Genomic DNA, 24667 nt, shown 5'->3' with positions numbered 1-24667 from the left:
CTGGGAGATCCGAGCGGTTTCCTCAACCTTTTTACTTATCTGGGTGCTGGCTTCCACTTCTCAAACACACCATGCTCCCCTGCGGCACTCCCAGTTCTCTCGCTATCGGCCGGCACTTCGCTTTGAGGAGGTAGAAGACGCGATCGTCCTTTATCTCGCTCAGCGTCTCGAAGTTGCCCTGCCCCTTGGCGATTATGACATCGGCCTTCTCAAAGACCTCCCTGAACTCAGAGGAGACCCGATCGATGGGGACGCCGACTATCCGTGTCCCCGTCGAGATTATCTCGGTGAACTCCTCAAAGCCAGCCCTCTCAAGGTCTTCAACCGTTGCGTCGTTGATTATCGGGCCGTCTTTAGCCGCAACGTAGATTTCAAGGTGCGGGAAGGCCTCCTTCAGCTTCCTTATGAAGAGCCTGTCAAAGTAGATCTCGCCGCAGTTGTCCGTGAGGTAGAGGAGGGCCTTAGCTTTTTCCAGCCTCTCGAACAGCTCATCGGAGTGGTCAACGTAGAGCTCCTCGCCGAGCATCGCCTTCACGTCCTCCTCGATCCTCTCCGGGGAGTAGCCGACGGCAAAGTCTATCACGTTGCCGATTATTGCGAGCTTGAGAGCGGTCTTCAGGTCTATCTCCTCTTTCTCGATGTCTGAGACAACCTTCTCAGCCAATCTGTTTGAGAGCTCCTTGTAGTCTTTAAACGGGTCGTCGTTGCCTATAACTTTATAAACGCCTAGAAAGACCTCGCTGCCGAAAACAGCGGGGATTGAATTCTCGTTTATCCTCGCCATGAGCTTTGCCGCCTCGATGACGCCCCTCTTTCTGAGCTCCAAGTCGTCCGTGCCCATCTCGACGATTTTCTGACACTGGTTGGCGGCGCAGGCAAAGCACTCGTAGTGGATCTCCACGTCCACCACCGGAGGATGAAACACTCCCAAGCTTTTTAATCTCACCGGTAGAGGGGAGATGGGTCGTTCTGGGACTTGAGGGGGAACTTTGCTCCTTAAAAATATCAGACTGAGTCCGCATGTCCTCTCAAGTTTGCAAGCTCAAAGTAGGTTTGAGCCTGAAAAAGCAAGCTCAAATAGGTTTCAACTTCTTTTCAGCGCTTATTGGGTGCCTTTGGAAGTGAAACGCTCACCAAGCAAGCTTTGTTGGGCAAAGCTTGACCAAAATCTCGTAGCTCTCTTCAAAATGAGAAACTTTGAGGGGGTTTAACATCTAAGACAGACTCTTCAATGGAGGAACTTCCTTTAAGGCCAGACGGCAGGAGTTTACTTTTCTCCGACGCCCATCGGGCGTATTTCCAGTGTAAACACCCTTTAAAATGAGCTTTAATGAGTTCCCTCTCCAAACGGGTAAGTTCAGGCAGAAACCCCTTGCAGGATGCGCTTGGGAAAGAAGCTACCTCTTTTGATCAAACTTTTCGCCAGAAAAGTTTGCTGAATGGTGGGGGCGCGGGGATTTGAACCCCGGTCCGCGGGTTTCTCCGGGTCAGAGCTCCAAAGGCTCATCCCCAATCAGCAAACCCGCAAGTCCTCATACCTCTGGAGCCCGCGATGATAGACCAGGCTACACCACGCCCCCATCCGTCTCAACCTTAACGGCCCCGGGTTTATAAACTTTGCTCCCGGAAGTTTTATTAACCCAAACTTACAAAAATATTCCGAGGTGGTGGCTGTGGAGGAGCCCATAGTGGTTGGAAAGGACAAGTTCAGGATAAGCGAGGACGAAACGGCCAGAAGGGAACTGCGCGTTCTCAAGGTTCACGACGACGTTATACAGGTTCAGGAGGAGGTTCACGGCATCATAGCCCTCGTCGGGGCAAGCTCGAGCGTCAACATCAAGAAGGACGAACTCAAGAACCTGATCAAGGTCGCCAAGGAGAAGTTCGGCTGGACCGACATCTGTGAATGATCTCCCCTTTCTTCCAGATCTTGTTAGAACGCCCGAATTTTGACGCCTTTTTGTGTATCATCGACGGTGATATTAACGTTTTATAAGCATGAAAGTGGTTAAAGCTACCGGTGGTTGCCATGGCCGTTGGGGATAAGATAACGATTAGCGTTATTAAGGCGGACATCGGCGGCTGGCCTGGGCACTCGAGGGTGCACCCCCAGCTCGTCGAGACCGCTGAAGAGGTTCTTTCAAAGGCCGTCGAAGAGGGGACCATTATCGACTTCTACGTCGCGACCTGCGGCGACGACCTCCAGCTCATAATGACCCACAAGAAGGGCGTTGACAGCCCCGAGATACACGGACTCGCCTGGAAGGCCTTTGAGGAGGCCACCAAGGTTGCCAAGGAGCTCGGCCTCTACGGGGCCGGCCAGGACCTTCTCAAGGATGCCTTCAGCGGGAACATCCGCGGAATGGGGCCGGGCGTTGCAGAGATGGAGATAACCCTGAGGAAGAGCGAGCCTATAGTTACGTTCCACATGGACAAGACCGAGCCTGGAGCGTTCAACCTGCCTATATTCAGGATGTTCGCGGATCCATTCAACACCGCTGGTTTGGTCATTGACCCCAAGATGCACATGGGCTTCCGCTTTGAGGTCTGGGACATCCTCAAGCATAAGCGCGTGGTTCTCAACACCCCCGAGGAAGTCTACGACCTTCTCGCCCTCATCGGCGCGAAGAGCAGGTACGTCATCAAGCGCGTTTACCCGAAGGAGGGTCACCCGATAAGCAAGGACGAGCCAGTTGCAGTAGTCAGCACCGAGAAGCTCTACGAGGTCGCTGGAGAGTACGTCGGTAAGGACGATCCCGTGGCGATAGTCAGGGCCCAGAGCGGTCTTCCGGCTTTGGGTGAAGTCCTCGAGCCCTTCGCCTTCCCGCACCTCGTCAGCGGTTGGATGCGTGGCTCTCACAACGGCCCGGTGATGCCGGTGGCGATGCACCAGGCCAACCCGACCCGCTTCGACGGTCCGCCAAGGGTTGTCGCTCTCGGCTGGCAGATAAGCCCAGAAGGGAAGCTCGTCGGACCGGTTGACCTCTTCGACGACCCCGCTTTCGACTACGCGAGACAGAAGGCCGTTGAGATAGCCGAGTACATGCGCAGGCACGGCCCGTTCGAGCCTCACAGGCTCCCGATGGAGGACATGGAGTACACTACTTTGCCGGGTGTTCTCAAGAGGCTCGAGGATAGGTTTGAGGACGTCGAGTGATTTCTCTTTCCTTTTCTGCCTTTTGAGGAGGCAAAGGATTTATACTCCTTTACCGTAGCTTTTGAGAGGGCCGCAATCGGAAGCCTTAAATATTCTTCGCCAAAGATTTAACACCCGGAGTGATACAAGGGGGTGCAGGCATGAGGTTCACGGTCTTACACCTCAAGCTTGACGATGGGAAGGTCGAGAGGGAGGAAGTTGAGAGGGAAGGGGTCTACGGGGTAATAGACTACGGTCTCGATCTCCACGAAAAGCTCGGAACCCATGGCATTGATCCTTACGATCCCAGGAACGTCGTAGTAATGGGTATGGGGCCCTTCTCGGGCTCAATCCTCCCGGGAGCGCACAGGCTCATGTTCTTCTTCAGGTCACCCCTCTACGGAACGCTCTTTCCATCAGCCATGGGGGGAGCGGCCTACGCGTTCAAGAACGTTGGCGTGGACTTCGTAACCTTCGAAGGGAAGGCAGAGAAGCCGGTGGTTGTTATCCTCTACAACGACGGCGAGAACGTGAAGGTTGAGCTCCACGAGATAGAGCTGGAAAAAGTCATCGAGATCTGGAGGGACTACAAAGGCGAGGAGGGCGTTTATGCGCTCACCCAGTATCTAATAGACACGTTCGGTGAGCGCTTCGACTTCGAGTACCGCATAGCGGTCGTTGGCCCCGCTGCTCTAAACAGCAACTACGGGGCGATATTCTCCCAGACTCTCAGGAAGGGCAAGCGCGTTGAGGGGAGTGAGGACTGGGCCGCCAGGGGTGGCTCTGGCTCCGTTCTTCTGCGCGCCCACAACGTCGTTGGAATTATCTTCGGCGGAAAGCCGAGGAAGAAGGCCTTCCCCGGCGAGGACATCTCGTCCTTCAGGACGGCAAAGGAGATAGTTGAGGGTGTCCACAAGAAGCCCTACAACGACGTAATAGCGGAGAAGACCGTCAAGTACAAGTACAACCCCAAGCTGAAAACCGGAGGAACCTTCGGAGGGAACTATCCAGCTGAGGGCGACTTCGTGCCGATACTCAACTGGCAGATGCCCTACATTGAGAAGGAGGAGCGCATAAAGATACACGAGGCCATAATGAAGCACTACTGGGAGCCCTTCAACAAGGAAGCAATCGAAACCAAGAACTGGACCAACTGCGGCGAGCCGTGCCCCGTCGTCTGCAAGAAGTACGCCAACGGCCACCACATCGAATACGAGCCGAGGGAAGCCAACGGCCCGCTCAGCGGCGTTATAACCCTCCGCGCGAGTGACATAAGCGTTCCAGCGGTGGACGCGATGGGCTTCGACGCGATAGAGTTCGGTGGAACGGCAGCGTGGGTTCTGGAACTGGTTCACCGCGGGCTTCTCAAGCCCGAGGAGGTTGGCCTCAGCGATAAGCCGGATTTCACGAAGGAGGCATTGATAGAGCGCCCTGTCGAGGCGAGCGAGAAGAACGCGAAACTCGTTGCGGAGTTGGCCCACAGAGTAGCGTTCGCCGAGAACGAGATAGCGAAGATAATCGGCCTCGGCAAGAGGAAAGCCAGTGTAATACTCGACGAGAGGTTCAAGGACAGGCTCAGCTATGGAGAAAGCTTCAAGGACTACGCCGTCTTCACCCCGCTCGGCGAGGATGGCGAGATGACACCTACTATGTACTGGGCCATAGGAAACTACATCCCGCTCCCGATACAGGGAAGATACTGGACGTTCTACCAGTTCGGCGTCTTCCTCGAGCCGGAGGAGCTGGCGCAGAAGATCATAGCCTCTGCTCTTTGGGAGTTCTGGTACGACAACGTCGGCTGGTGCCGCTTCCACCGCGGATGGATGAAGCCTGTCTTGAAGGCGCTCTTCATGGACGCCTACGGCGAAAATGTAGACATGGAGGAGCACGCGAGGAAGCAGCTCAAGCGCTTAATCGAGTTCGCGAGGAAGGCAGGCTACACACCAGCATTCTGGGACAGCATGCGCGTCATAGATCTCGTCGCCAGGGGAAGCGAGGAGTTCGGAAACGAGCGCTGGGCCGGGAAGTTCAAGCTGGACAAGGTCGGCACGGCAAAGGAATACCTTGAGAGGGTTCTCGACGCCTACAGCGAGGAGCTTGGGGTGGAGTGGAGGCTCTGAACAATTCTGCCCCTCGATACCCTTTTATATCTCCCTTCTCCTTCAGTTCTGGTGATAGAATGAGGGCAGTGGTGATAGGCTCCGGAATAGGCGGGCTTTTGACTTCTTCCTTTCTCGCCAAGAATGGCTACGAGGTCACAGTCCTCGAAAAGGCCCCCTACATCGGCGGCCGCTTCACGAACTTAGATTACAAAGGCTTCGGTCTTTCCACAGGGGCGTTTCACATGCTCCCCCACGGTGAGGACGGGCCGCTCGCTTATCTTCTCAAGCTCCTCGGTGCGAACGTCACGATAGTGAACTCAAATCCTAAGGGTAGGATATTCTACGGGGGAAAAACCTTCCACTACCGCGACGGATGGAAGTACTTCGGCTGGCGGGAGAAAGCAAAAGCCATGAAGCTCCTCGCGGACATCAAGAGGAACAAGCTTCCAGCTGAAGAAGAGGCCGAGATGAGCGGGCGCGAGTGGATACGGGAGAGGATCGGCGACAATGAGTTCGTCGACCTCTTCATTAAAAGCTTCCTCGGCTGGGCCGACAGCGTTTTGGACGTTCCAGCCGGAGAGCTTGCGAGGGAGATAAAAGCGGCTCTGAAGTGGGGCGGACCGGGTCTCGTTAAGGGCGGCTGTAAGGCGATAACCGGCGAGCTGACGAGGATAACGGAAGAAGGCGGTGGAAAAGTCCTCACGAGGGAGAAGGTCGTCGAGATAGACCCGGACGGGAAGAGGGTCATCACCGCCGATGGCGAGGAGTTCGCCTACGACGTGCTGATCTCCAACGTCGGGATAAAGGAGACTGTCGAGCTCATCGGTAGAGACAACTTCGACCGTGAATACCTCAAGCGCGTCGATGCCCTCAGGCCGAGCGAGGGGATAAAGTACAACGTTGCCTTAAAAGGCGAACCGAGGATAGGCAACACCGTCGTCTTCACCCTCGACACCGAGAGGATAAACGGCTACAACGAACCCTCCAGCATTTCTCCTGAGCTGGCTCCAGAGGGCCACACCTTGATAATGCTCCACCACGCCCTCCAGAGCAGGAACGTCAAGGCCGAGCAGAGGAAGGGAATCGAGGACATCTATCGCATATTCCCGAACCTCGATGAGGAGGGAGAAATCCTTCTCATCCAGACCTACCTCGATGGAAACCCGGTCAACAGGGTCGCCAGCGGGCAGACTGTGGAAGACTTCCCACTTCAGGACGTCTACATCGTCGGCGATGCCTACAAACTCCCCGGCGGAATAGAGGTTGAAGGCATAGCATTGGGCGTAATGAGGACCCTCGAGAGGCTGGGGTTGGGTAGCTTCTCCGAGTGGTACCTTTGAAGCCTTCCTCCATCCCTTTACCTTTGCAAACTTATCCTCCACCCCACCGAACCTTTTTCCAGTGAACAGTCATGGCACCTAACGAACGTTTTTATGCCCTTAATCTAAAACGTTCACCCGGAGGTGAGGTGCATGGAGAAGAGAGTGGTCATAGCACTGGGGGGCAACGCCATTCTCCAGAGGGGTCAAAAGGGTACTTACGAGGAGCAGATGGAGAACGTCATGAAGACGGCTAGGCAGATAGTTGATATAATCGAGAGGGGCTACGAGGTGGTTATAACCCACGGGAACGGGCCGCAGGTTGGGGCCTTGCTTCTCCACATGGACGCTGGCCAAGCCGTTCACGGCATCCCGGCCCAGCCGATGGACGTTGCTGGGGCCATGACCCAGGGTCAGATAGGCTACATGATACAGCAGGCGCTGGTTAACGAGCTGAGGAAGCGCGGAATAGAGAGGCCCGTGGCAACGATAGTAACGCAGACTATAGTGGACAAAAACGATCCCGCCTTCCAGAACCCGAGCAAGCCCGTTGGTCCGTTCTACGACGAGGAAACCGCCAAAAAGCTCGCGAAGGAGAAGGGCTGGGTCGTCATAGAGGACTCTGGAAGGGGCTGGAGGAGAGTGGTTCCCAGTCCCGACCCGAAGGGCCACGTCGAAGCGCCGATCATAGTTGACCTCGTTGAGAAGGGTTTCATCGTCATAGCCAGCGGCGGCGGTGGCGTTCCGGTTGTGGAAGAGAACGGTCAGTTAAGGGGCGTTGAGGCCGTCATAGATAAGGATCTCGCCGGAGAGAGGCTGGCGAAGGAGGTAAAGGCGGACATCTTCATGATCCTGACCGACGTAAACGGTGCCGCAATAAACTTCGGAAAACCCGACGAGAGGTGGCTCGAAAGGGTCACGGTGGACGAGCTGAGGCGCTATTACGAGGAGGGCCACTTCAAGAAGGGCAGCATGGGGCCGAAGGTTTTAGCAGCTATGCGCTTCGTCGAGTGGGGTGGCGAGAGGGCTGTGATAGCAGCTCTGGACAGGGCCGTTGAGGCACTTGAGGGGAAAACAGGTACTCAGGTTGTGAAGGCCTAACTTCCCAGCTATATTTTCTATGTATCCCTATATTCGCTATATTCGCAGCTATATTCTACTGCGGCAAGATATTTATATCGGTTCCTTTATCTCCCCCCGGTGAGAGGGATGGACCCTTGGCTGCTCATAACGATAGTCCTTGGTTTTGCCATGGCGTGGGCGATAGGGGCGAACGACGCGGCGAACTCCATGAGCACCGCGGTTGGGGCTAAGGCGATAACGCCGAAGCAGGCCGTGATCATAGCCGGAGTCCTCGAGTTCACGGGTGCCTACTTCTTCGGAAAGAGCGTTACCGAGACGATAAGGAAGGGCATCCTCGACCCCTCGAAGATAACGGATCCCCAGGTTTTGATATACGGGTCAGCGGCCGCCTTACTCGCCGCGACCCTGTGGCTCCTCATAGCGACCAAGTTCGGCTTGCCCGTCTCGACCACCCACTCGATTATAGGGGGTATAACCGGCTACGGAATAGTCTACGCGGGGTTTTCGATAGTTAACTGGGGCAAGATGACCCAGGTCGTTCTCAGCTGGATCCTTTCGCCCATAATCGGCGCCGTGATGGCTTACCTCATCTTTAAGGCCTTCACGAAGAGCATCTTCGAGAGGAAAGACCCGGTAAGAAGCGCCCGCATCTGGTCGCCCTTCTGGATAGGATTGGCTTTCGTGGTTATTGGAACGATGTTCTACATCAAGGTTCTCCACGGCAAGAGCCTGAAGACGGGCGTTTTCATGTACGGCGTTCCCCTCGGTGTTGCGGTCTTCTTCATCACCTACCTTCTCCTGAGGCTCCGCTTCCCGAGCAGCGACCCCTTCATAGGCGTGGAGGCCATCTTCAGGAGGGCGCAGGTTGTCACGTCTGGCTACGTGGCTTTAGCCCACGGTGCCAACGACGTGGCAAACGCGATAGGACCGGTGGCGGCTGTTTACGCAGTCGCTAGCATGGGGATTGCTGGCATGAAGGTTCCGGTGCCGAGGTGGATACTCGCCCTCGGTGGTCTTGGAATAGCGGTTGGAGTGGCCACCTACGGTTACAGGGTCATGGAAACGGTGGGGAAGAAGATAACTGAGCTAACCAACACCAGGGGCTTCACCATAGACTTCTCGGCTGCTACCGTAGTCTTGGTGGCCAGCTGGCTTGGGCTCCCGATATCGACAACCCACGTTGTCGTTGGGGCTGTGATAGGAGTGGGTTTAGCTAGGGGAGTAAAGGCAATAAACAAGGACATCGTGAGGGACATAATAATCTCCTGGTTCGTCACCGTCCCGGTCGCCGCTCTAATAAGCGCGGCCATATTCGAGATCCTGATGTTCGTGGGGTGATACCATGCAGGTCTGGACTAAGCTCTTCGCCAAGAGCCCCTTCAAGCCCCTCATAAAGCACTCCGAAGTGGTTCTCAACACGGTGGAGACCCTCGAGAAGGCCCTCCGCGCCTGGGAGGGCGGAAACTACGAGGAGATGAAGAGGCTCTCCGTTGAGGTCGATCGCCTGGAAGACGTGGCCGACAGGATAAAGGAGGAGATAAGGGACTCCCTCAGCTCGAAGCTCATGATGGCTGTGGCTAGAGAGGACGTCCTCATCTACCTCCACATGCAGGACAAAGTGGCCGATGCTGCCGAAGACACCGCCAAGTGGCTCCTCATAAAGAGGCCCGGAACCGTTCCGGACGAGATCAGGGAACTCATAATCCAGATGGGTGTGGAGAGCATAAAGGCTGCAAAGCTCGTCCACAGGGCGATAGTCCAGATGGACAGGGTTATAGAAAGCGGTTTCGCCGAGAGGGAGATAGAGGAGGAGTACAGGATAATCCACGAGATAGAGGGCGTTGAGAAGAAAATAGACGGCCTTGATACGGAGCTGATGCAGAAGGTCTTCGAGATGGCCGACGAGCTGAGCTGGGGCGACGGCTTCTACATTCTGAACATCGCCAGAACGCTGAGCAACATCTCGGACAAGGCGAAAGATGCAGCGGAGAGGATAAGGCTCATGATGAACAAGTGAACCCCTTTCCCTTTTAGCGGAGGGTTCGGGAAGAATAGCAAGGGAAAGAAAGGTTCAGATGGCTATCATCGTCGAGGTCATCTGGATCTCGGGCATGCGCCTTATCTTCTCCGTTATGAACTGGTCAAGGTCCTTGAGGGTCTCGGTCTCGACCTTAACAACGAGGTCGTACTCGCCGTAGACGACGTAGGCCTCCTTAACCTCCGGCATGGCCAGAAGTTTCTCCATGACTTCCCTCTCCTTTCCGGCGGCCGTAACCATCAAAATAAAAGCCGTCACCATTGGCTATCACCAAAAGTATTTTATCCGAGGGGGTATTTAAGTCTATCGAGGGGCATGTTCGAGCACCTGATAAGCAAAGCCAGGCTGGAAGGGTTCTACTCCCACTTAGGGTCCCTTGGGCTCGTCGAAATCCGGCCCTGCGCCAAGGGAACGACCAGTCTGATCTTCAGGGCTAGATTAGGTGAAAAAAACGTCATAGTTAAGCTCCAGAGGCCGGACTCACCGAGACAGAACTTTGCCAGGGAGGCGGGGATAATAAGGGCAATCGAGCCCTTCGGTGTAACTCCCCCTCTGGTCGCCTACGGGGAGTTCGACGGGCTGGAGTACATCGTCAGGGAGTTCGCCGAGGGGGAGGCCATCCTCAAGGCGGACCTTGAAAAGCGCCACCTCTTCGAGATAGCCGAGAAGACGGCCCTTCTAGACAGGCTTGGCCTCGACCACGGCCAGATACAGGGGGGAAAGCACGTAATAATCGGCGAGCGCGTCTGGCTTATAGACTTCGAGAAGGCCAACTGGAGAAAGCCGAAGAACCTAACCTCCGCGATGGCCATGGTCTTCCTGAGCGACAACGCGGTATCAAGGAGGGTCAGGCGGAAGTTCAGCGTTGGGGAGGACTTCCTGGAAGAGCTCAGGGAGGCCCTGAAAACCTACAAAAGGAGTGGAAAGCTTTCTGTTGTATTGGAAGTCCTATCAGCCCTGTGATCTCTTTGCCCTGTCCGCTGCCAAGGCCAGGAGGGGAACGAAGACCGCCATGGCTATGAGCCCCAACCTCGGATCCCAGAGGTAGTTGAAGACCAGTATGACTGCCATCGCTATGCCTATCATGAGGAAGAGGTCGCGGTCGTAGAGCCTCGACTTCGCGAGTATGTTCTGCTCCCTGGCTATGTACGCCAAGTAGAGCGGTATTCCGAGGGCCGCAACTGCGACTCCGGCGTAGGTTCTGAAGGCCAGCGAGATGAGTACGCCGATCGTCAGGATGATTCCAACGGCTGTCTCCTCCCTCATGTTCCCACCTGACCCTTCGGTATCCGTTCCGTCTTTTAAACTTCCCGGTGGACAGGGGAGTGCTTCGAGGTTAAGCTTATATACCCCGAGGCCCATTATAGGTCGGTGATAGCGTTATGAGCAACATCGAATGGGATGAGAAGACCTTCTCCAAGTTCGCCTACCTGGGCGACCCGAGGATAAGGGGCGGCTTCGTCGCCTACACCCTCACCAAGGCCAACCTCGACGAAGATAAGTACGAGAACACGGTGGTCGTTGAAGACCTTGAAACCGGGGCCAGGCGCTTCGTCGAGAACGCCTCTATGCCCAGGATTTCCCCGGACGGCAAAAAGCTCGCCTTCACCCGCTTTAACGAGGAGAAGAAATCAACGGAGATATGGGTCGCCGACCTTCAGACGCTCAGCGCCAAGAAGGTTCTCACCGCTAAAAACGTCCGCTCGATCCAGTGGAACGACGACTCTAGGAGACTGCTAGTCATCGGCTTCAAGAGGCGCGACGACGAGGACTTTGTCTTCGATAGCGAGGTTCCGGCCTGGTTCGACGGCATGGGCTTCTTCGACGGCGAGAAAACCACCTTCTGGGTTCTTGACACGGAGGGCGAAGAGGTAATAGAGAGCTTTGAAAAACCGCGCTTTTCCAACGGGATATGGCACGGGGATTCCATAGTGGTGAACGTCCCCCACCGCGAGGGTTCAAAGCCGGCCCTCTTCAAGTTCTGGGACATCTACCTCTGGAGGGACGGTGAAGAGGAGAGGCTCTTCGAGCGGGTCTCTTTTACCGCGGTTGACTCCGACGGAAAAAGCCTTCTCCTCCACGGGAAGAGGGAGAAGAGGTTCATGAGCGAGCACGAGTGGCTCTACCTCTGGGACGGGGAGCTTAAACCGGTCTACGAGGGGCCGTTAGACGTTTACTCGGCCAAGCTCGACAACGGGAAGGTCTACTTCCTCGTGCCCGACGCGGGCAGGGTAAACCTCTACGTCTGGGACGGAAGGACCGAGCCGGCCGTCGTCGGCGATCACTGGGTCTACGGCTTCGACGTCCACAACGGAAGGGCAGTCCTCCTCATAGCCACCGCCACGAGAATAGCGGAGCTCTACCTCTACGACGGCGAGCTTAGGCAGCTCACCGATTACAACGGGCCTATATTCGAGAAGCTCAAGACCTTCGAGCCGAGGCACTTCAGGTTCAGGAGCATTGACCTTGAGATAGACGGCTGGTACCTCAAACCGGAGCTGAAGGAAGGCGAGAAGGCCCCGGTGATAGTCTTCGTCCACGGCGGGCCGAAGGGCATGTACGGCCACCGCTTCGTCTACGAGATGCAGCTCATGGCGAGCAAGGGCTACTACGTGGTTTTCGTGAACCCTCGCGGCAGCAACGGCTATACCGAGGACTTCGCCCTCCGCGTCCTCGAGAGGACGGGCCTTGAGGACTTCCAGGACATAATGAACGGCATCGAGGAGTTCTTTAAGCTTGAGCCGCAGGCAGACCGCGAGAGGGTTGGAATAACGGGCATAAGCTACGGCGGCTTCATGACCAACTGGGCCTTAACGCAGAGCGACCTCTTCAAGGCCGGAATAAGCGAGAACGGCATAAGCTACTGGCTGACGAGCCACGCCTTCTCGGACATCGGCCTCTGGTACGACGTGGAGGTGATAGGCCCGAACCCATTGGAGAACGAGAACTACCGCAAGCTCAGCCCGCTCTTCTACGCGAAGAACGTTAAAGCCCCAATCCTGCTCATTCACTCGCTGGAGGACTACCGCTGCCCTCTCGACCAGAGCCTGATGTTCTACCACGTGCTCAGGGACATGGGCAAAGAAGCTTACATCGCAATATTCAAACGCGGTCCCCACGGCCACAGCGTCCGCGGCAAGCCGAAGCACCGCTCAAAGCGCTACAAGCTCTTCGTCGAGTTCTTCGAGAGGAAGCTGAAGAAGTACGAGGAGGGCTTCGACGTCGAGAAGATACTGAAATCCTGAGCGACGGGGAAAGGCCTATATACTTTCATTTTTTAACCCCGATGGTGATCCGATGAGGGGAAAGACCCTTATGGCCCTTCTCATTCTGGGCCTCCTTGTGGCGTCCCTCGGTTGCATAGGCGGCGGGGGCGGTACAACGAGTTCCAGCACGACGACAACACCCACCCAAACCTCCTCCACCACTGAAACAAGTGGGACAACAACCTCTCCCCCGTCCACGACGACTTCGGCTTCTGCTACCACGACCACCAGCCACCCGGTTACAACCACAACGACCACAACGGCACCTCCCCAGACGTCGAGTACGAGTCCAGTGACCCAGACCACCACAACAACGGAATCCACCACGACCTCGACCACGACAACCCCCTCGGAAACGCCAACGACAACCACTACCACGACCTCGGTGACGACAACCACTGCCAGCACAACGACCACGCCCTCTGAGCCGACTGTGAAGGTCTCAGAACTCCCCGGCGCCAGTGGCCAGGTCTACCTCGAGGCGAGGTGGGTGAGGCTGTACTACGACCCCTCAAACCGCGTCTACCTGATGGAGGTCAGGGACGACTCGGGAACCGCAAACCTGACCGCCGATAGGTCGATCCTCCCGAACCCCGCCGAGGTGGGCACCGGCAGTTTGATTAGGTTCCTCGTTGACGCCGGAGAGCTCAGGGTTCTCAACCTGTCCGTCGTCGAGGTCGAGGCTTCCCCGGTTCTCCATGCCTCTGAGGTGACATTTGACCGCATGGGGACCACCGCGATAGTTGAGGGAAACGTTGCCAGCTTCCAGACCCTGGGGTCGAACCTCAAGTTCCTCCTGGTTGACTCAACGGGCAACGTTACCATCTTCGTTCCCGGCTCCGTCGCTCAGGATCTCCCGGAGGAGGTCAGGGAAGGCCTGGAAGACGGCGTTCGGGTCAGGATAGCAGGGTACATAACCGAGTACAAGGGCACGATCGAGATAATACCCTACAGGCCGGAGGGCGTCGAGTTGGTGTCCTGACTCCCCTCTCCGGTGTTTTTATTTTGGCCTCTCGTAAAGTTCCCCCTTAACCAAACCTGCCCACTTCTGCCGCTATTTGACACGAAAGTGTTAAAAAAGCAGCCCTTCAACTCCCTTGCTACGTCAAATAAACCGGAGGTTGGCCTATGGAAGAGAAGAAAGGCGAGAAGAAACTGTACTATCACGGACTTACTGAGCAGAAGAAGCTCGACGTGTCGAGGCTCAAATACATCTCGGTGCTCGTAGCCGTGATAGGCGTTGCGCTCCTTCTAGTGGCCGCTCAAGGAGCCAGGGCACCCCTGACGAAGGTGAGCGACGTCTACGGCAACTACCTCATGAACTACGCGGTCGTGAGGATCAACGGGACGGTCGTTACAGTCCCCTACGTCTCCGAGAGCGGTGGGAGGCTCGGGTTGACCTTCACCGTCAACGACGGAACCGGGAACATAGACGTTAGGGTCTACTCCCCTCTCGCGGAGGAGATGATAAAGAAAGGCCTCGTCCCCTTCCCGGGCGACAACGTAACCGCTGAAGTCCAGCTCCGCGTGAGGGAAACTTACACCTACGCGATACTCAACTACCTCGACGGGCTTAAGTTCAACTCCAGGCTCTACTCCAAGAACCCGGAGACTGTAAAATACCTCGACAAGAACATGGACGGCAGGTACGTGGCGGTTGAGGGAATAGTGACGGAGTTCTCGGACGTGAGCTCCGGCTACTTACTCACCCTCGACACCGGGGAGTCGCTCGTGACGGTTCTCATCCCCAAGGTTCTCCTCGTCTTCAACAACGTCTCGGTCAAGGTCGGCGATACCGTCTACGCCCCAGGGATAGTCTACCTCTACAAGGGCACCTCGCCGGAGATCGTCGTGAGGGACCTGAACCAACTCTCGATAACCCCGATAGAGGAAGCCCCGGAGGTACCCCTCGAGGAGGCCAAGGACTATCCGGGAATGGTCATGTCCGTTAGGGGCAAATTGGCGGGAATAAGCTACGAGAACGGCCGCTACGTTCTCACGATTACCGACGGCTCGAACTACCTCGAGGCCCTCCTCCCGAGGGACGTTCTGGCGAAGCTCAACCCGTTCAACGCCTCGGACGGAAGCCTGCTCAAGGTCGCCGGAAAGATGGGCAACGACGGAAGGCTCGTCGGGGCCTACCTGGAGGTTCTTGAGCCGGTTAAGACTGAGTTCAGGCCGATAGGCGTTCTAACTACAGACATGCGCGGCTCGATAGTCGCAGTGAAGGGCAACATAGTCGAGGTGGACAGGGTCGGCTCGAACCTCAAGCTCGTCATAGACGACACCACCGGAAAGCTCGACGTATTCATACCCTCGGCGACGCTGATGGAGCTCTCGAACGAGACGATGGCAAAGCTCAAGCCGGGCCTCGGCGTCGAGGTGGCCGGCTACCTCGAGGAGTACCGCGGAAGCCTCGAAATCGTCGTCTATACCGGCGATGGCCTCAGAGCCCTTGGCGAACCGGTTCCGCCGAGCGAGATAGTCCTCCCGAAGGTCACCGCGGACGAGCTCAAGGACTATACAGGCCAGCTGGTCGACTTCAGCGGCTCGCTCGAGGGGCTGACCTACGAGAACCACACCTACTACCTGCTCGTGGACGGAGTCAAGGCCTCGCTTCCGAGGGACGTCCTAATGAACCTCAACCCGCTTGAAGCTGGCACCGGAAGCCAGGTGACGGTAAGGGGCGTCGTGGAGAGCGCGAACCTCGTCAAGGGCTGGAACCTCACCGTTGAAGTCCCGGTTTCCCCGACCCCGCTCAAGCCCGAGGAAGTAACCCCGGACATGGAAGGAAAGCTGATCCTCGTCGTCGGAAAGGTCACCGACGTCGCGAACCTCAGCGGCAACCTCAAGATAAGCCTCGGCTCGTTCCCGGTCTTCGTGCCGCGCTCAACGGCCAACGAGATGACATACGTCCCGGAGAAGGGCGACCTCGTTGAGTTAGCGGGCTACGTCGAGATATACCGCGGGGAGCCGGAGCTGGTTCTCTTCAACCCCGTTGCAATAAAGGAGATGGAAGTCAGCGGGCCGGTCGAGGGAACCGTCAGCGACCTCAATACAGCAGTTGAGCCGCTCCTCCTGACTGTCACATGGGACGCCCTGAGCTACCAGAAGCCCGACTACCTCATCACCGTCCACGACCACACCGGAAGCACCACCCTAACCATCGACCGCTCTCTCCTCCCGAACCCGCTCGAAGCCGGGACCGGAAGCGAGCTTAAGATAGTTGTCGACCCGCTGAGCGGCTCGATAACCTCCCTAAACGTCTCGAAGGCAGTCCCGGCGAAGCTCGTCAATACCGGCTCGGTAAGCCTCGGAATGAAAGGAAAGACGGTAGCGGTCAACGGAACCGCGGTTGACGTTGGGATCATCGGCAAGAACCTGAAGCTCACGGTGGACGACGGAAGCGGTGAGGTGGCTGTCTTCATCCCCGGAGGGTCTAACATAAGCGTGAGCAAGGATCAGACCGTCTACCTGGCCGGCTACGTCGACGAGTACAGGGGCGAGCCGGAGATAGTCGTCTACACCCTCGATGCCGTCAGGGTTTACGAGAGACCAGCTGGAGGAGCGGAGGAGGTAACGGTCTCCGAGCTGCCGAACGCATCAGGCAAGGTCAACCTCACCGTCACCTGGGACGCCCTGAGCTACGAGAACGGCGCCTACTACATGGCAGTCCACGACTCCACCGGAAGCACGAAGCTCAAGGTGGCCAGGGAGCTCCTCCCCGACCCGAGGGAAGCGGGAACGGGAAGCGAGCTTAGAGTTACCTACGACGCCGACGCCGGTGAGGTGGTCTCCATCACCGTCCTGAGCGCAGTTCCCTCTCAGGAGCTGAGGACCGGCGACGTCAGCCTCGACATCCTTGGAACGACCGTTATTGTTGAGGGAACCATAACGGACGTCTACACAGGCAAGAGCTTCGTCAAGCTCACCATCGACGACGGAAGCGGGGAGCTGGTGGTATTCATCCCGAAGAGCGTCGCAGGTGATACAACCTTCGAGAAGGGCCAGAGCGTCAGGATAGCCGGCTACGTGGCCGAGTACAAGGGAACCGTCGAGGTCATCCCCTACAGGGGCGACTGCATCGAGGTGAGGTGATGGCCATGCTCCCCTTTTCCACAATTTTGCTCTGGTCTCTCGCGGGGGTGCTCTTCGGCTCCCTCATCTCGTGGATTCCGGGCTTCCACATATTCAACATCATGGCCCTACTCGTTGCCGTCTTCGGCGTAGGCGAGCTCATGCCGGTTCAGGCATTCCCCTTCTTCGCCATTGGGGCCATAGTGGCCTACGCCTACGTCAGCGCGATCTCCAGCGTCTACTTCAGCGTTGCCGATGAGAGCGCCGTCTTCCTCCTCTTCCCGACGCAGCGCTATCTACTCCTCGGTAGGGGCCATGAGGCAGTGCTCCTCTACCTCATCGGGGCCGTTGCAGGAACGCTGATACTCGTGCTGAGCGCGCTCTTCATCTTCCCGCGCGTCCTGCCGCCAATCTACCAGGCGACCAGTCCCTACATCACCTACTTCCTCGTGGCGATAGTGCTCTTCATGTTCATGAGCGAGTGGCCCAAGGAGGGTGACAGAGGGAGGACTCCTGCTGAGAGGCTCTGGTTAGCTTGGAGGCAGATACTCGGCGGAATACTGGTGTTCTTCCTCTCAGGAATCCTCGGCTTCGTCGTCATGAACACGAACCTCCTGCCAACCACCAGCGCCTACACGAGGCTCACGCCAATGTTCATAGGCTTCTTCGGAATGTCGTGGGTGATACTCAACATCCTCTCCAACCCGCCTATGCTCGAGCAGGTTCCCGACGACAAGGTCGAGAGCAGCGTCTACAACATGGCGAAGGCCAGCTTCGGTGGGGCCCTCGGAGGAACGATAGCCGCTGTTTACCCGATCATCACCGGCGGAATGGGCGCGCTGGTTGCGGGCCACATGACGAGCCAGCGCGGCGACGACGCCTTCATCATAAGCCAGGGCGTCAACAGGGTCATCTACTACGTCGGGGCCTTCACCCTGCTCTTCCTGCCCAACCTGAGGCTCACGAGGGGTGCCGCTGCCTGGCTCGTCAGCTCGGTCTACACGCCCAAGAGCTACGCAGAGTACCTGGCCGCGATAGGCGTCATCCTGCTCAGCGCGGGGATAAGCTTCATCTTCACCTACTACCTGTCCAGGTTCATAGCGAGGAGCTTCAACGTCGTTCACATCAAGAAGCTCTCTTACCTCGTCGCTGCAACGCTGGTCGTCATCTCCTACGTCCTGACCGGCCCGATGGGTATAGCCGTGCTCCTCGTCTCGACGGCGATAGGCATGATGGCGGCAGCGTTCAACACCAGGAGGAGCTACTGCCTCGGCGGACTGATCCTCCCGGTTCTCATAAGCATGACTGGTCATACTGGCTACTTCATGCACCTGCTCGGGCTGGGGTGATGTGAATGAGGGGCTTTACCCACTACATATCGGGCCTTGCCGCTGTCACGTTCTTCCCCTCCTTGGTAGCGGATCTGAGGATGGGTATCCTGATCCCGGTCATAGCGGCTGCGGCAGCCTACTTCCCGGACTTCGTTGACTTCAAGTTCGGCAAGTTCTTCGCGAGGAGGGACTACGAGATAGATCCGGCACCTTGGGACGAGAAGAAGCACTACGCTCCCAAACTCGTCAAGATCAGCGAGCTTAGCGAGGAGAACCGCTACCAGTTCTTCGCCCTCAAGGGAAAGGTCGAGGAGATACTGGCCAAGGGCTCGGGGACGATATCCTACGAGGTCGTTGAGAAGGATGGAACAGTGAAAACTGTCAGCGAGGAGTACAACAGCGTCGTCTTCACATTGAACGACGGAACCGGGAAAATAACTGTGGAGGCCTTTGGAGACGACTACAAGTTCTTCGAGGAGGAGTTTGGTGAAATCGAGGAGGGGAAGGATATCCTGGTCTTCGGCTACATCGACGTTGGGGACGACGGTTCGCTCAGGCTAGTCGTCAGCGACGCGCCGCACCCGCAGGGCATAGCCGACACGATAGCCAAAGCCATCGAGGAGGCCTATCGCGAGGGCGAGAGGATAGTCAAGATACACAACATCCGCCTGCCCGGGGACGTCTACAGGCGCTTCATGATACACCTCGACCCGCCGAAGAGGGAAGTCCGCGTCGAGATGGGGCCGATAGTCACTCCAGGCGGCGTTGCCATAGGCGGCGAAGTGCCCGAGTACAGGAAGTACGGGGTAGCCAAGGTTGACGTTCCCTTCATCAAGACCTATCCAAAGCCCACGAGGATCGATTCGTTCTCAGGCCCCGAGATAGCCTTCAGAAGGGCCAAGTTCAAGGGGAAGACCGTCGTCAAAGACCGCTTCCTGCCCTGGCACCACGGCTTCAGCCACTCGCTCACGATGGGAATCATAATCGGCCTCGTCGTCTTCGCCTTCTTCAAGCTGGTAGGCTACAGCCACGCGACTGAGCTTGCTTTAGCGTCGATGATAGGCCAGTGGCTCCACGTCTTCGAGGACCAGCTCGGCTTCATGGGCAGCAACCTCCTCCCGCCGCTCACCAAGGACGTTATTCCAGGCTTCAAGCTCGGAGAGAGCGGCAGTGGGCTTACCAACTTCTCCACCGCCTGGCTCATGATAGCCTTCATGATATGGAACTTCAACCGCTTCACCGACCCAAGGCCGATTCCGATAGGTGACGCGAAGTTGCTCTTCTACCTGATATGGCCGTCAATAATAGGCTTTGGAATAGCGATAGCCAGGAGCTTCAAGCTGAGAAGGGAGATAGCCCAGCTCATGGACTACTACACGAACTTAGAGGCCTTTGAGGAGCTGGAGGAGGTCGGGGGGATCTAACCCCAAACTTTTTATACATTTTTGGACATAGCCTATGTTAGGGTGTGTCCAAAGATGTTGTTTGATGTCCGTCCTAAGACCTCAATCAAAGACCTCTTCGGTAGAAGGGCCGAGTACCTTTACTTCAAGGACTCTATTGAGAAGGGAAGGAACTTCATAATAATAACCGGGCCAAGAAGAATTGGAAAGACCAGCTTTCTCTACGCGACTCTAAACGAGCTTCACAAAGAGATGGGGGTGGATCACTTAGTTATAGATGCCAGGGCGGCAACTGCGATTAACTCGAAGTATCCCCAGAGAATCATTGCCACACAGCTCTTCAATGCACTAAATGGGAACCTACCCCAAAGGGCCATAACCAAAATCAGCTCACTCCAAATTGGCCCCATTGGGGTATCCTTCTCTAATGAGCAGCCCAATATCGTGGATCTGCTTTCGGCACTTAATCGGTCGGGAAAGCGGGTTATCATAGCCTTTGACGAAGCTCAGTACCTCAGGTTCTCAAACGAAGACCTCACAAGGCTGTTCGCATGGGTACTGGATACCCTTGAGAACGTGACTCTGGTCATAACCGGTTCTCAGGTTGGTGTGCTCGAGAGTTTTCTGCGGTTGGACGATGGTACCTCCCCCCTATTCGGGCGGTACGAGACAAGGATACAGCTTCCAAGGTTCAACCCTTCTGAGAGCGTGGAGTTTTTGACAAGAGGATTTAAGGAGGTGGGAATTCACGTGGATGAAACCGAGTTGCTGAGCACTGTCCGGACGTTGGATGGGATTCCCGGGTGGCTGGTTCACTATGGAACCGCAAGAGTAGACGGAATGACCCATGAGGAAGCCGTGGAACACGTCCTTAGCAAGGCAATGACCTATGTAATGTCTGAGTTCCAGGAGTTGGAGGGGAGGTCCCCGCGTTACAGGATTCTAATGAAGATAATAGCGGAGTTGAGTGAAGGTAGGGGATACGCAAAATTCGAGGCAATAAAGGGGAGGATGAAGAATATCGACGACAAGTCCCTTTGGAGGTACCTTTCGAAGCTCATAGATTATGGCTTTCTTGAAAATATGGGATACGGAGAGTACAGGATACCTGATCCAGTCGTTTACCGTGTTTTTAGGAGACTATGATCTTTTGTCCATTCCTCCCGGTTTTCTCGCGACCACTCCGAGAGCCTCTTCAACGCGCTTAACTCCTATAAAGCCCACCCTCCTCAGGCGCTCCATGACTCCCTTCTGGAGGTCTTTTCTGCGGTACTTTTTCCCCGGGTTGCCGACGTAGTGGAAAAGCCTTCCCCCGGGCTTTAAAACCCTGAAAAGCTCGCGGTAGAACTCCTCGCTGTAAAGCTGGCCCGCCAAAGAGAAGCGTGGGGGATCGTGGATGATAACATCGAAGCTCTCCGGCTTGAACCTTTTGATGACCTCAAACGAATCGCCCTGAATAACCTGTATCCTCCCGCCGGTGAACAGCTCCCTGCTCCATGGGTTTATGCGCGCGAGTTCGAGGACGTTGGGGTCCTTCTCGACGGTTATCACGTAGGCCCCCCTCTTGGAGGCCTCTATCGCAGTGTAGCCGAGCCCCATACACGTATCAAGGACGGTCTCCCCTTCCCTTGGCTTCACCGCGTTCACCTTGTTCCTCGTGTCCTGGAGGGGGTTTACCTCCTTCGTGCGGTGCATACGGATGCCGTTTATCTCGATCGTCGGCGGGATCGTTGGGACGAGCTTGTAGTAGCCCTCACCTGCTATAGCCGCCTTGTAGACGCCGCCACTTTTGACGAAGTATATGGAGGAGTCGTCCTTCGCGATCCTCTCGATTACACCCTTCTCGACCCTCGTTCCGTCGGGGAAGACGAACTCATCGCCTTCCCTGGTGATCTCAAACGTCCTGTTCGTCTTTCGAAGGTCGAGGTTGACCTTAACGGGAGCTGTGGACATCAGGAGTCTCCTGGCTTCTCTCGCCGTTAAGAAGTAGATCTCGCCTTCCAATTCATTCACCGGGGAACGTTTGCTGGGGACGTTAAAAACTTGTTGGAGAGAACAAAAAGTTAATATCCCCCGAGGAGTATAACGGGTATTGATATCACGGAGGCAAGGTGAGTGCGTTATGAAAACCCCCGTTGAGAGGATATCCACCGGCGTGAAGGGGTTTGATGACCTCATCGAGGGTGGCCTGATCCCCGGAAAGGTTTACCTCCTCACCGGTCCCCCCGGGAGCGGGAAAACCACGATGGGTATGCACTTTCTGCTCGAGGGCGCCAGAAAAGGTGAAAAGGTGGCCTACGTCTCGCTGATTCAGGATCCTAACGAGGCGGTAAAGGACATGATGAGGTTCGATCCATCGGTTCAGGTGTACGTGGGTTCGAAGAAGATGCTCCTCTTTGACCTGGGTCCGGTCCTCTGGAGGGAGTCCGCCCACGTGCCCACCTGGAAGAGCGTCCTCTTCAGGATAAGGGAGATAGCGGAGGACGAGAACATATCCCGCCTCGTCATAGATCCCCTAACGGCGATAGAGTTCTCCGTTGAAAACCCCGCCGAAAAGAAGGCCGAACTGGCCCGCTTCATACGCGGACTCGAGGATCTGGGCGTTACGGCATACCTGATAGCCGAGATGACGGACATGAACCGGTACACCGAGGAGCACTACCTGGCCAGCGGCGTCATAATGCTCCACTACTTCCTGCTCGAGAGGAAGATGGTGAGGGCGCTCCAGGTTCTGAAGATGAGGAGGACCAAGCATGAAACCGGGCTCTTCCTGATGAGGTTCACTGGAAAGGGACTGGTGGTGGAGCACAGGAGCCCCTTTGAGGAGACCGATTAGCCCACGACTGAGCTAAAGACCCTCTTCATGTTTTCAAAGGTTATCGCCTGCACTTCCCTCTCGCTGAAGTTCTCGGAGAGCAGCGTTAGGAGATCCGGTATCTTGGACTCGTTCTCAAAGCCCTCAACGGACTTCCCGCTCCAGCCCGGCAGGTAGTAGACGAAGTCGAACCCGAGGCCGACGTGTTCGTAGCCCGCCAGGTCGACCATGTACGCTATGTGCTCGACGTACTTTTCGAGGGTTGGCCTCTCGGGATGGACGAAGCTCGGAATCGCAACGGCCCCGACCACGCCATCCCTTTCGGCTATGGCCTTTATCTGTTCGTCCGTGAGGTTTCTGGGATTGTCGCACAGGGCCTTCGCGTTTGAGTGGGACGCGATCACCGGGAACGACGTTACGTCGAGGGCGTCCCAGAAGCCGGCCTCGTTTATGTGGCTGAGGTCGATGAGTATACCTAGCTCCTCCGCCTTTCCGACAACCTCGATCCCGAAGTTGGTCAACCCGCCGCCCGTTCTCTCGAAGACCCCGTCCCCTATCTGGTTCCTGAGGCTCCATGTGAGGGTGAGAACCCTGAGGCCGAGGTTGTGGAAGACCTCTAGGACCTCGAGGCTCTCCAGGGGTTCTCCCCCTTCCATGCCCATCCAGAGGGCTGTTCTCCCCTCCCCGATTGCCTTCTCCATATCCCCGACCCTGGTCACGATTTCAAGGTTCTCGCTCTCATCAACGTCCCTGCGGAACCTTACGAAAGCCTCCAACGCGTACTTCAGGGCAAAGCCCCTCTTATCCACCGGCGTCCACACCGAGGCGACCCTCGCCTTAACGTGCTCTCCGAAGAACTCGCTGAACCTCGACTCCAGAACCCTAGTCTTGCCCCTCTTCCTCTCCTCCCAGACGAGGGTGGGGAGGTCGGAGTGGGCGTCAAAAACCGGGTAGTTCTCCATAAAGCTCCCCCCTAAAACTCGGATCTAGTTCTCTCCTCTATCCTGGCTATCTCCGCCGAGAGCCTTGTTTTCAGCATTGAGTCCGAAACCAAAGCCGCGACATTCCTGGCCTCGTGGAACTCCTTTCTCTCGGCGAGTTTCAGTGCTATAGCCGCGAGCGCCTCATCCCTCTTCTCCGGATCCTTTATGTCGATGGCGAACTTGAGGGCCCTCTCGAGTTCGTCCATGTCCGTGAGTATCGCCGCGGCCCTCTGCACGTTTCTGTCCGAGAGGCCTATGCGGTCCAGCAGGTTGAAGGCCTCGTCCAAGACGTCCAAGTACTCCAGCGCCCCCATCCTCTTCATCCAGTTGGCTATCTCCAGAATAGCTATGAACCTCTCCTGCGGATCCTTTATGCCCTTCTCGACGGTCTTGACGGCGAACTTGTAGCGGCCCTCCAGGAGCGCCTCCCTGATCTCGGGTGTGCCGTGGTAGTAGGTGGTCCTGGCCAGCTCGACCTTTTTCTCAAGATCCGCGGCCTTTTGGCTTATCCTCAGCTTGTCGTATATGTCGTAGGCTATCTCGTAGAACCTGAGTGCGTCCGAGGATTTGAGGCCGTCACCGGCCGCCTCTATGAGGCCCGCTATCTCGGTTATGATGTCCAGCTTCTTCCTGTAGTCCATACCTGCCGATATCGCCATGTCGAAGGCCTCGTTAAACGCGTCCATGGCCTCGTCCAGAAACCCAGCCATCGACAGGTGGTAGGCCAGGATGGCCGTTGAGACTGCCCTCTCACCATCGTCCTTTATCTTGCCTATCTCCTCTGCCGCGGAATCGAAGAACTCCGATGCTACCGCCGGGTTGCCTATAACGCTGTAGGCGTGGGCCAGCCTTGAGTTCAGGTACGCCCTGTCCCTCGGGTCCTTGACCTTGCGGGCTATCTTTCTCGCCCTCTCCAGCAGCTCGGAGGTGATGTCGGGCCTGGAATCCTTGGCCCCCACCGCGATATCGATGAAAGCGTCCGCCTGCTCAACGGGGTCTTCCAGGCTTAGGGCGGCCTGAATGGCATCCTCGAAGAGTCCCTTTGATACGAGAAGCGATATGTTATCGTACGAGGCCATACTCATCACTGTTATCTTGATTGGGGACAACAGTT

22 protein-coding genes and 1 tRNA gene are annotated in these 24667 nt (G+C 56.5%); 15 read left to right on the top strand and 8 right to left on the bottom strand.

From position 1 onward, the window contains the following. Nucleotides 1-31: 31 nt before the first annotated feature. Together ACZ5AM_RS01060 and ACZ5AM_RS01055 are read right to left on the bottom strand one after the other, a co-directional pair. The gene (locus ACZ5AM_RS01060) at nt 32-901 is read right to left on the bottom strand and encodes a damage-control phosphatase (protein WP_464915854.1); all 870 of its coding nucleotides are present in this window, start codon (nt 899-901) and stop codon (nt 32-34) included. A 539-nt stretch (nt 902-1440) separates the two neighbouring features. After that, nucleotides 1441-1580: transfer RNA gene (locus ACZ5AM_RS01055), tRNA-Trp, on the bottom strand. A 93-nt stretch (nt 1581-1673) separates the two neighbouring features. Here ACZ5AM_RS01055 and ACZ5AM_RS01050 point away from each other — a divergent pair. From ACZ5AM_RS01050 to ACZ5AM_RS01020, 7 genes are all read left to right on the top strand, one after another. Continuing rightward, nucleotides 1674-1910 (top strand): hypothetical protein, encoded by a 237-nt coding sequence (locus ACZ5AM_RS01050; RefSeq protein WP_464915853.1) that lies wholly within the window; start codon nt 1674-1676, stop codon nt 1908-1910. Between the two features lie 119 nt (nt 1911-2029). Continuing rightward, complete coding sequence (gene fbp, locus ACZ5AM_RS01045) at nt 2030-3157, top strand: fructose-1,6-bisphosphate aldolase/phosphatase (RefSeq protein WP_464915852.1); 1128 nt, start codon at nt 2030-2032, stop codon at nt 3155-3157. Nucleotides 3158-3297: 140 nt separating this feature from the next. Then, nucleotides 3298-5256, top strand: a complete 1959-nt coding sequence (gene gor / locus ACZ5AM_RS01040; RefSeq protein ID WP_464915134.1) for a glyceraldehyde-3-phosphate:ferredoxin oxidoreductase — start codon at nt 3298-3300, stop codon at nt 5254-5256. 59 nt (nt 5257-5315) lie between these two features. Further along, the gene (locus ACZ5AM_RS01035) at nt 5316-6578 is read left to right on the top strand and encodes a phytoene desaturase family protein (RefSeq protein WP_464915133.1); all 1263 of its coding nucleotides are present in this window, start codon (nt 5316-5318) and stop codon (nt 6576-6578) included. A 132-nt stretch (nt 6579-6710) separates the two neighbouring features. Next, on the top strand, nt 6711-7658 hold the full coding sequence (gene arcC, locus ACZ5AM_RS01030) for a carbamate kinase (RefSeq protein WP_464915132.1): 948 nt from the start codon (nt 6711-6713) through the stop codon (nt 7656-7658). Between the two features lie 108 nt (nt 7659-7766). After that, nucleotides 7767-8978 (top strand): inorganic phosphate transporter, encoded by a 1212-nt coding sequence (locus ACZ5AM_RS01025; RefSeq protein ID WP_464915131.1) that lies wholly within the window; start codon nt 7767-7769, stop codon nt 8976-8978. A gap of 4 nt (nt 8979-8982) precedes the next feature. Beyond that, complete coding sequence (locus ACZ5AM_RS01020) at nt 8983-9657, top strand: TIGR00153 family protein (RefSeq protein WP_464915130.1); 675 nt, start codon at nt 8983-8985, stop codon at nt 9655-9657. A 54-nt stretch (nt 9658-9711) separates the two neighbouring features. Here the strand turns inward: ACZ5AM_RS01020 and ACZ5AM_RS01015 are convergent, their stop codons facing one another. After that, nucleotides 9712-9939 (bottom strand): Lrp/AsnC family transcriptional regulator, encoded by a 228-nt coding sequence (locus ACZ5AM_RS01015; protein WP_011251002.1) that lies wholly within the window; start codon nt 9937-9939, stop codon nt 9712-9714. A 54-nt stretch (nt 9940-9993) separates the two neighbouring features. Between ACZ5AM_RS01015 and ACZ5AM_RS01010 the strand changes: the two genes are divergently transcribed. Further along, nucleotides 9994-10641: a serine/threonine protein kinase gene (locus ACZ5AM_RS01010; protein WP_464915129.1), complete on the top strand. Its 648-nt coding sequence runs from the start codon at nt 9994-9996 to the stop codon at nt 10639-10641. Here ACZ5AM_RS01010 and ACZ5AM_RS01005 read toward each other — a convergent pair. Next, nucleotides 10630-10944 (bottom strand): hypothetical protein, encoded by a 315-nt coding sequence (locus ACZ5AM_RS01005; protein WP_464915128.1) that lies wholly within the window; start codon nt 10942-10944, stop codon nt 10630-10632. The genes ACZ5AM_RS01010 and ACZ5AM_RS01005 overlap by 12 nt on opposite strands. Nucleotides 10945-11060: 116 nt before the next feature. On the opposite strand from ACZ5AM_RS01005, the gene ACZ5AM_RS01000 reads away from it, so the two are divergent. Beyond that, on the top strand, nt 11061-12923 hold the full coding sequence (locus tag ACZ5AM_RS01000) for a prolyl oligopeptidase family serine peptidase (RefSeq protein WP_464915127.1): 1863 nt from the start codon (nt 11061-11063) through the stop codon (nt 12921-12923). Between the two features lie 15 nt (nt 12924-12938). Here ACZ5AM_RS01000 and ACZ5AM_RS00995 read toward each other — a convergent pair whose 3' ends face one another. Then, entirely contained in the window at nt 12939-13361 is a 423-nt protein-coding gene (locus tag ACZ5AM_RS00995) for a hypothetical protein (protein ID WP_464915126.1), read from the bottom strand. A 16-nt stretch (nt 13362-13377) separates the two neighbouring features. Here ACZ5AM_RS00995 and ACZ5AM_RS00990 point away from each other — a divergent pair, with 16 nt between their 5' ends. The 5 genes from ACZ5AM_RS00990 to ACZ5AM_RS00970 all read left to right on the top strand — a co-directional run bounded on the left by ACZ5AM_RS00990 (nt 13378) and on the right by ACZ5AM_RS00970 (nt 20901). After that, nucleotides 13378-13926, top strand: coding sequence for a hypothetical protein (locus ACZ5AM_RS00990; protein ID WP_464915125.1), 549 nt, complete (start codon nt 13378-13380; stop codon nt 13924-13926). 146 nt (nt 13927-14072) lie between these two features. Beyond that, nucleotides 14073-17042, top strand: a complete 2970-nt coding sequence (locus tag ACZ5AM_RS00985) for an OB-fold nucleic acid binding domain-containing protein (RefSeq protein WP_464915124.1) — start codon at nt 14073-14075, stop codon at nt 17040-17042. A 5-nt stretch (nt 17043-17047) separates the two neighbouring features. Continuing rightward, nucleotides 17048-18370, top strand: a complete 1323-nt coding sequence (locus ACZ5AM_RS00980; protein WP_464915851.1) for a tripartite tricarboxylate transporter permease — start codon at nt 17048-17050, stop codon at nt 18368-18370. A gap of 5 nt (nt 18371-18375) precedes the next feature. After that, a complete protein-coding gene (locus tag ACZ5AM_RS00975) occupies nt 18376-19776 on the top strand; it encodes a metal-dependent hydrolase (RefSeq protein ID WP_464915123.1) in 1401 nt (466 codons plus the stop codon). Nucleotides 19777-19797: 21 nt separating this feature from the next. Next, nucleotides 19798-20901 (top strand): AAA family ATPase, encoded by a 1104-nt coding sequence (locus tag ACZ5AM_RS00970; protein ID WP_464915122.1) that lies wholly within the window; start codon nt 19798-19800, stop codon nt 20899-20901. Here ACZ5AM_RS00970 and ACZ5AM_RS00965 read toward each other — a convergent pair. Then, nucleotides 20896-21708 carry a class I SAM-dependent methyltransferase gene (locus ACZ5AM_RS00965; RefSeq protein ID WP_464915850.1) on the bottom strand — a complete coding sequence of 271 codons (813 nt, stop codon included), beginning with the start codon at nt 21706-21708 and terminating at the stop codon, nt 20896-20898. The two genes, ACZ5AM_RS00970 and ACZ5AM_RS00965, sit on opposite strands and share 6 nt — an antisense overlap. A 169-nt stretch (nt 21709-21877) precedes the next feature. On the opposite strand from ACZ5AM_RS00965, the gene ACZ5AM_RS00960 reads away from it, so the two are divergent. After that, on the top strand, nt 21878-22591 hold the full coding sequence (locus ACZ5AM_RS00960) for an RAD55 family ATPase (RefSeq protein WP_464915121.1): 714 nt from the start codon (nt 21878-21880) through the stop codon (nt 22589-22591). Here ACZ5AM_RS00960 and ACZ5AM_RS00955 read toward each other — a convergent pair. After that, nucleotides 22588-23532, bottom strand: coding sequence for a dipeptidase (locus ACZ5AM_RS00955; RefSeq protein ID WP_464915120.1), 945 nt, complete (start codon nt 23530-23532; stop codon nt 22588-22590). The two genes, ACZ5AM_RS00960 and ACZ5AM_RS00955, sit on opposite strands and share 4 nt — an antisense overlap. An 11-nt stretch (nt 23533-23543) precedes the next feature. Then, nucleotides 23544-24638 carry a tetratricopeptide repeat protein gene (locus ACZ5AM_RS00950; RefSeq protein ID WP_464915119.1) on the bottom strand — a complete coding sequence of 365 codons (1095 nt, stop codon included), beginning with the start codon at nt 24636-24638 and terminating at the stop codon, nt 23544-23546. Nucleotides 24639-24667: the final 29 nt, after the last annotated feature.

It is taken from the genome of Thermococcus fumicolans (genome assembly GCF_055386755.1).
The sequence above is the reverse complement of the archived record's forward strand: the minus strand, read 5'-3'. Positions and strand labels throughout refer to the sequence as shown.